Raw genomic sequence first — 7,124 nt, 5'->3', positions numbered from 1 at the left:
CCAGCGCGGCGCACTCGGCCTGCAGCTGCCCCTTGGCCTCCGCCAACCGGCCGTTCTCCGCCTCTGCCGCCTCCAGCTGCGCCTGCCGCTCGGCCAGTTGCTGCTCCAACTGTCGACGGCGCTGCTCCTCCCGAGCCAAAGCGAGGAGTTTGCTCTCCGCCTCGCGCAATTGCGCAAGGCTACGGCGATGCGCCTGATCGAGCGCCCTCAGGCGCTGCTCGTGTGCAGTGCATCGGGTCTTGTAGTCGCCATCCTGCTCGGCCAGCTGCCTGCGAGCGCGTCTGGCCTCCTCGCGCACCACACTGGCATGGCACGATTCGGCCTTGCTGAATTCGGTGTCTTCGGGCAACAGGTCGAGAAGGGCCTCGGCCGAGATGACGTCTCCGGCCTCATGAGTGCGCAGTGCCAGCCACTTGAGCCGATAGGGCTGTGGATCGAGCGCGTAGGCGCGCCAGGCCGCCTCCACCGCCAACGGATGCTGCCCGTCCTCGCGCAGCCGAGTGGCGAGGGCGAGATAGGCATCGGCAAGGATGATGGCAGAGGCACGGGCAGACGAGACCAGCCTGTCGACCGCCTCAAAGCCGCCTTGGCGGTAGGCATCGATCACCCGGGAATAACCGGGGCCACCCAGACGCCTGGGGATGTTCCGGCGGAGCCGTCGCAGCCAGGCAGCCAGCAGCCGAACTGGAAGCCCCAGCATCCGTGCCGGATTGCGCGCAGCGCGGATCAGCATGCTGCCGAGCTGTGCAGGAAATGACTGGGACTTCTCGATCGAGTGGACCTTGCGCGCTGCCTCCACCAGGGCCGTCAGGCGGAGCTTTTCTGCTCGGAGCGAGGGCACCTCCTCATCCACCCAGGCCGGCAATGGCATCAGGCTGTGTTGGCTCTCCAACTCCTCACAGCGCCGAAAGTAGCGCTCGAGCTCTTCCTGCACCACATGTAGCTGCTCCAGCAGCAGTTCATTCTCCTGGCTCAGTTCCTGGATGCGTGCCTCGGTGTTCTCGGGCATGAGTGTCATCGGCTTGAGTCCATACTGGTGATTGGTTCGCCCTGCAGCCAGGGTAAGAGCAGATCTGTTTCCCGAGCTAAAACCAGGTCACTGGATCGCGATCGTCGGATCTGCATTGCTGCAGCCCGGGACATCGACAGGAACCGCTCCGGACTCTCCACCAGTGCAAGCAGGGCTTCGGCCAGAGCCCTGGGGCTCTCGGGTTCACACAGCATGCCGCAGTCGCCATCCACGAACTCCGGCACCGCCCCCACCGGATTGGTGACCGGCACCATGCCGCAGGCCATGGCCTCGTCGCGGCTCACGCCTTGGGTATCCCCCCGTGTGGGCACCAGGAATATGCCGTAATCCCGGTACAGCCGGGCCAACTCCCCCTGACGCATGAAACGACGCTCTATCTGAACATTCGGGTATCGCTCCAGCCCCGCAAAATTATCATCGAACAAGGGGCCGTCCCCGATCAGATGGAATTCCATCTGAAGAAACAACGGGTGGCTGGAGAGTTCATGGATGGTGGCGGCCACCAGATCATTGGCATAGATCCTCGATGCATGCGGGCGCACCGAAAGTATGCGCAGCCGCTGCTCGGGGGGCTTGGGAATGTACTGGAACAGCGCAGTATCGATGGGATTGGGGATGACACTCCAGCGCTCCTCCGGCAGGCGCAGCCCGAGGTCTTGCCAGACCTGCTCGGCAAAGGCGCGCGACACGAACACCAGGTGCAGCCCGTCCGGGGGGGCGCTCAGCAGTCGGCGCCAAAACGCCATGCGCCGCTCACTCTGCGCGATCGCCTCGGCCTGTTCCTCGTCACTGGTGTAGTTGAAGGCACGCCGGGTCCAAGGCTGGATCTCCGCGCCATGCAGCCAGACCACGACCCGAGTGTGTCGTGCCACTTCGGCCAGCGCGGCCCAGACCGCCTCGTCGAGAAAATGCGCTGCGACCACTGGATGGCCCGAGCGGGCGACGGTGGCCCGCAGGGTGTCCGGATCACATTGGATTACCGGCACCCCCTCGTACTCATAGCTCCTGACCTGCTGCATCGGGCGGACACCGAGCACGTCCACCGCCAGACCGCGCCGCAGGTATCCAAGCACGCGCCGGTGCACAAAGGCGTTCTGGTATGGGCGATCGACCTCCGGATAACCGTTGCTGACTAGCAGCAGCCGTCCCCTGCCCGGCAGCGTCAGCGGGCTGGCAGGCCGTCCGGCCAGCCAGAGCCCGTCGATCTGGCGGACGAAGCTGCCACGGAGCCGCACGGCCAGCCGGTAGCCGGCGGTTCCCGCGGGAGGATCGAGCCGCACGGTCACCTCCGGAGGCAGCCTCTCACGTGCCAGCATCACTCCGTGAACGTCCAAGGCGTCCAGGTAGAAATCGAACACATTGTCCGGCCTGGCATCCAGGCACACCACGGCCGTGCCGTTGCGTTCGAAAACCTCCCGTGCCAGCGACATGGAGAACAGCGCGTCCTCGCGTCCAGCCGGCAAGGTCGAGCAGATCTCTAGCCTATGCCGACGCGCGCAGGCCGAGACTCCTGGCGGAACCACCCCACAGTTGAACAGATGTGCCAGCAAGTCGCCACGCAGGCCGGGCAGACCGTCCCAGCCGGCCGATGCCGCCGCTGGCAGCTGCTCGCAGTAGTCAAGCAACTGCTGCAAGTCGATGCCCGGATCGAAGCCGTGGACCTCGAACTCCGGCAACCCGCGCGCTGCCCCGCCCTCCAGATAAGAGAAGGAGTCGATCGAGATCATCACAGGTGCCTCGAGGCTACCGCCATCGAGGTCTTCGATCAGTTCAGCCAGCGTCAACCGACAGTCTGCCGCCGGGAAGAGTGCACGCCGCCAAGCCAGGGAGCGCACTGCGCGATATTCCTGCTCCGGCTGCTCAAGCACCAAGGCACCGCCTTGCAACCGGTAATAAGCGGCCTTACCGATCGGACGACCCGCTGCGTACTCACGGGCCAATGCCAAGTCGCACAGGTAATGTGGGCCGTGATAATCGTCGGCATGCACGGGCGCCAGCCAGGCATCACCGAACACATCGGCCACCGGTTGGTTCAGCAGCGCAGGATCGAGCAGACGCACTCCGGGCGGGAGCTCAGTCTCCGGTGGCGCTGTGCAGAACACGACAAGACCGGCATCGACCTCGCGCTGCCGTTCGAACGACGCCAGCAGTCGCAGCCAGTCATTGGCGCAACGCACATGACCAAACATCACCACTGGTGCCTGCGAGCGCGGCACTGCGGTGCCCAATGCTTGCCGTGTCAGGTACTGTAGTCGTCGACTCCAGGTGTGCTGTGACAGCACCCTGCGGAGGGCCATCGCACGCCGCAGCCGATGGCGTGGCGCGTCCGGCGAGGCCGCCTCATCGTAGGCCTGGGCAAGCAGCTGCTCCGGGTCGTCGGTGGCGATGACCAACTCCCCGAGCAAGGTGCGTAAGCCCCGCGCGTGATTGCTGTACACCGACACGTTGCATGCCGCCAGCTCAAGCGCCCGGCGCGCGAACATCGTCGGCGAGTGCTTGATGGTGTTCAGGTTGATGCCGAACCGGTAACGCCGGTAGAGCGCCGGCGTGTCCTGGTATGGCACGGCCGGGCGCACCATGCCGGCATATCGTGCCGGAAACCGCAGCGCAGGATCCCCAGTGCCGTAATTCCGGTCGTAGATATCCAGTGGGGCAACCAGGCTCAGGGCATGGGCCATCCGCTCGAAGTCGAGTTGACGCGTGGCTGCCCGACCATACCAGGCGCCGGCAAACAGGAACCGGTTCTTCGGTGCGTGATTTCGCACCGGATGATGCAGCCTGGGCTGAACCGCAAAAGGCAGCAGGAAGACCCGGTCGTGCCCGAGTTCGCGCTTGTAACGCGGAATACTGGCCGAGTCCGTCGTCATCACGATATCGAACAGGCGGGCCGTCTCAATGAATGCCTCAAAATGGAGCGGATCCTCCTTGTTCCAGAAAACAGTCGGGATCCCGGCGTGGCGGCAGGACATGACGACCGAGCGCAGCACCTCACTGGCACGCTCTACCATTCCCTGCCATTCACCCTGCCTCCCCCTCCATGCCGACTCCACGAACAGCACATGTGGTCGAAACTGCCGCATCTGCTGCTCCCAGCGATCGGGAAGCAACATCTCGACACGACACTCGGGCGATACGCCATCCAGCGAGAATTGATCCAGAATCACTGCCAGACGCAGCTCGGCAATGGTCTCCGGAGGTTCTTCGGCAGGCAGCAGCGGACGCACCTCGACAGGCAGCGGATCGGCCTCGGCAGGAGTGAATGCCGGCAGCGGGGCAAAGTACAGCGCGGGGGCGCTATCTTTTCCTGTTGCGATCGGGAGAGCCTGAGACGGCTCCGGCCGGCCCGTCGCGGTCGCGATGTCCACAGTAGAGCGCTTCCGCAGCAGACGCAGCAAACGTATGGGCAAACGCAGCAGTCCGCCCAGGCTCCTGGCTTCAGAGAGCATGGTAGCCAATGCATGGCACCTGCTCATCAGCACCCGCTGCAGCTCGTCTTCAAGTACATGCAGTCGCTGCTGCAGAGCCTGATTCTGTTCTCGCAGCCTGCAAACCGTCGCCTGAAGCCCGGCATCCTCCTTGCGAAGCCGACCGATGAAGCTGTTCTCGCGATTTTCTTCGGAGGTGGCCTGTGACAATGCCTGGATCAGAGACAGCTCTGCCCGCAGTACACGCTGACGTAACCAGAACCCATCCCGATCTCCTGCCTGATCACCCGCGCTCATCTGCGCACACCCCCCCAGCCAAAGCAACCAACCGACTCGCCAACCGCTCCCATGTGTATTGGTTGCGATCGAAGTCCGGATCGGCAGTGAGCTCGATACAGCCCAGACGCTGCTTTTGCATCACCAGCTCCCGAAGCAGGGCAGCGATCGCCGCCGTATCGTCGACCACGCACCAGCCACCGGAATCACGTATCAGGCCGCTCGCCGGGTCGGCATCGCCATCGGTGATGTGGAGGATAGGGCGCTGTGCGCCGAGATACTCGTAGAGCTTGCCTGGAATCTGCACGTGGTCGGCATTGGCAATGTTGACCAAGACATCGCAACGCCGCTGCAACATCAGTGCATGCGTATGTGGCAGGAAACCCAGGATACGCACACTCTCGGGATGCCCAGCAGCGGCTTGCACCACGACATCCGGCACCATGATGCTGGCAACACTGAGCCGCACACCCGGAGTGTCCAGAACGGCCGCAATCAGTGCGTCGGGCCGACGGAACGAGTAGAAGCTGCCGGTGTAAAGAAGCTCCAGGATTCCTGCCGTAAATACCGGCTCGCCAGAGGAGCCCGTCACTACCGTGTCATCGAAACGATGGTCATAGCCTTGGGTGACCACGTGACAGCGATCAGGACCGATCCCATGCCGGGTCATCAGCAGGTCGCGCGCATGCACCGAGGTTACCGTCACAAAATCGGCCTTCTCGCAAACCAGGCGCTCCAGCGCATGCGCACGCTGACGCCAGCGATAAGGCGTGTATGCGGCCAAGACCGGATCCCCTAGATCAGCGATCCAGGCAAAGCCCATCTGCTTCGCCAGCGCCCCCAGTGGGATCGAATTGGCTGGCTCGTGCGAGGTGATCACTACATCGGGCCGGTGTGCCTGGAGCAGTTGGGCCAGCTTGCGCCTGGCCCATGGCGCCCACTCGGCGCGATGGTCTGGAAACATGAACAGGCCAAGCAGGCTCTTGATCAGATTGGAAAGATGGCCCTTCCAGTTCAGGCCCTGCTGGACGACGCGCCCCCCCATCAAAGGCAGCATGCACAGGGGGCTGAGCCGTTCCCACACCCACCTGACACCTTGCCCGGCCATCGAGCAGAGACTCAGCACGCGCTCACGCAGCCTGCCCTTCCAGTTGAGCCGATCATAGGGCTGCGCGACCTGTATCGCCTGGCCCGGCCGCTGGATTAGGCACGTACCGTCCATCAGTTCGACTACGGCCACGCCGTCACCATAGACGGTGTGTCTGCGGACCGCCTGCCCCTGCAATCCGGCCTGCTGCAGCAGGGTTTCGATCCACGGCGCCAAACCATTCGATCGGGCATGTCTGAGCGGCTCGATTCCCGGCATCGACGCCGCCTGCGTCCGGCATACCGGTCGCCCTCGTCCATAGAGCAATCGCGTGATCGGCCCAGGGCAGACGCGATGCACTTCGACCCTGGGCCCCAGTTCCGGCAGCCCGCCCGCACCATATCCGGGGACGTCGGGAGCCAGCACCATGACCTGATGCCCCGCCTGGGCGAGCTCACGGGTCAGATAGGCCCAACGCAACGCCTGCGGCGAAGGAATGGGGGGGAAGTCATAGGCGATCAGGAGGAACTTCATTGCCCCCGACCATCCGAATCTGCGCCACTGGCCGCCTCACGCAGAAGCGTCTCGTATTGCCTGAGCACGACCTCCACTGGTCCATACGCCAGGCTTCTCCCCGCTTCGAGCAGCATCGCAACGTTGCACACATCCTTGATGAGCTGAAAATTGTGGCTGGCCAACACCACGATACGAGCATTGTTCACACGTGATCGTATCCTGTCTCTGGCCTTGGCGACGAACCCGGCATCACCGGTACCGATCCACTCGTCCATGATCAGGATTTCGTGCTGAACCGCCGTGGCCAAGGCAAAGCCGAGGCGCATACGTTGTCCGGCGGACAGCGTGCGCAGCCGGTGCCCGGCCTTTTCCGTCAACTCGGCAAAGTCCAGAACTTCATCGATGACCGCACTGGCCTGTTGCGAGCGCAAGCCCATGGCGATGCCACGCAGCATGATGTTCTCGACGACCGTGGCCTCCTGATTGAAACCAAGCGAGAGGTTGAGCAGGGCCTGACGGCTTCCGCAGATCTCGACATGGCCACGGGTCGGCGGGTAGGCCCCGACCAACACCTTCAGCAGAGTCGACTTGCCTGCGCCGTTGCGCCCAACCACGGCCAGTCTATCCCCTGCCTGCAGCGAGAAGCTGATGCCGTCCAAGGTGGTGCAAACTTCGCGCCTGGGCGGCTGAAAGGCTGCCCGCAGGAACAAGCCCAGGGTCGCCCGCACCCCTCGGGCATCCTGAGTGAACAGCGGCATGTCCAAGCCCACGCCATGGGCGCGCAGATAAG

Annotated in this window: 4 protein-coding genes; all 4 read right to left on the bottom strand. The window is 63.9% G+C overall.

The genetic code is table 11. From position 1 onward, the window contains the following. A partial coding sequence (locus HNQ58_RS01655) for a coiled-coil domain-containing protein (protein ID WP_221301110.1) occupies window positions 1-1,009 on the bottom strand: 1,009 nt, incomplete at its 3' end. 5 nt (window positions 1,010-1,014) lie between these two features. Continuing rightward, a complete protein-coding gene (locus tag HNQ58_RS01650) occupies window positions 1,015-4,752 on the bottom strand; it encodes a glycosyltransferase family protein (RefSeq protein WP_183947044.1) in 3,738 nt (1,245 codons plus the stop codon). Beyond that, entirely contained in the window at window positions 4,739-6,352 is a 1,614-nt protein-coding gene (locus HNQ58_RS01645; protein WP_183947043.1) for a glycosyltransferase, read from the bottom strand. Before HNQ58_RS01645 ends, HNQ58_RS01650 begins: the two co-directional genes overlap by 14 nt. Beyond that, window positions 6,349-7,092, bottom strand: coding sequence for an ABC transporter ATP-binding protein (locus HNQ58_RS01640; RefSeq protein ID WP_183947042.1), 744 nt, complete (start codon window positions 7,090-7,092; stop codon window positions 6,349-6,351). Before HNQ58_RS01640 ends, HNQ58_RS01645 begins: the two co-directional genes overlap by 4 nt. Window positions 7,093-7,124: the final 32 nt, after the last annotated feature.

This window comes from Rehaibacterium terrae, assembly GCF_014202935.1.
Classification (GTDB): domain Bacteria; phylum Pseudomonadota; class Gammaproteobacteria; order Xanthomonadales; family Xanthomonadaceae; genus Rehaibacterium; species Rehaibacterium terrae.
This window is presented reverse-complemented; position numbering and strand designations above follow the sequence as displayed.

What these genes read in the sequence shown, in the direction of transcription:
- HNQ58_RS01645 (WP_183947043.1), bottom strand. Translation starts at nt 6,352, where the DNA reads ATGAAGTTCCTCCTGATCGCCTATGACTTCCCCCCCATTCCTTCGCCG.
- HNQ58_RS01650 (WP_183947044.1), bottom strand. Translation starts at nt 4,752, where the DNA reads ATGAGCGCGGGTGATCAGGCAGGAGATCGGGATGGGTTCTGGTTACGT.
- HNQ58_RS01640 (WP_183947042.1), bottom strand. Translation starts at nt 7,092, where the DNA reads ATGCCGCTGTTCACTCAGGATGCCCGAGGGGTGCGGGCGACCCTGGGC.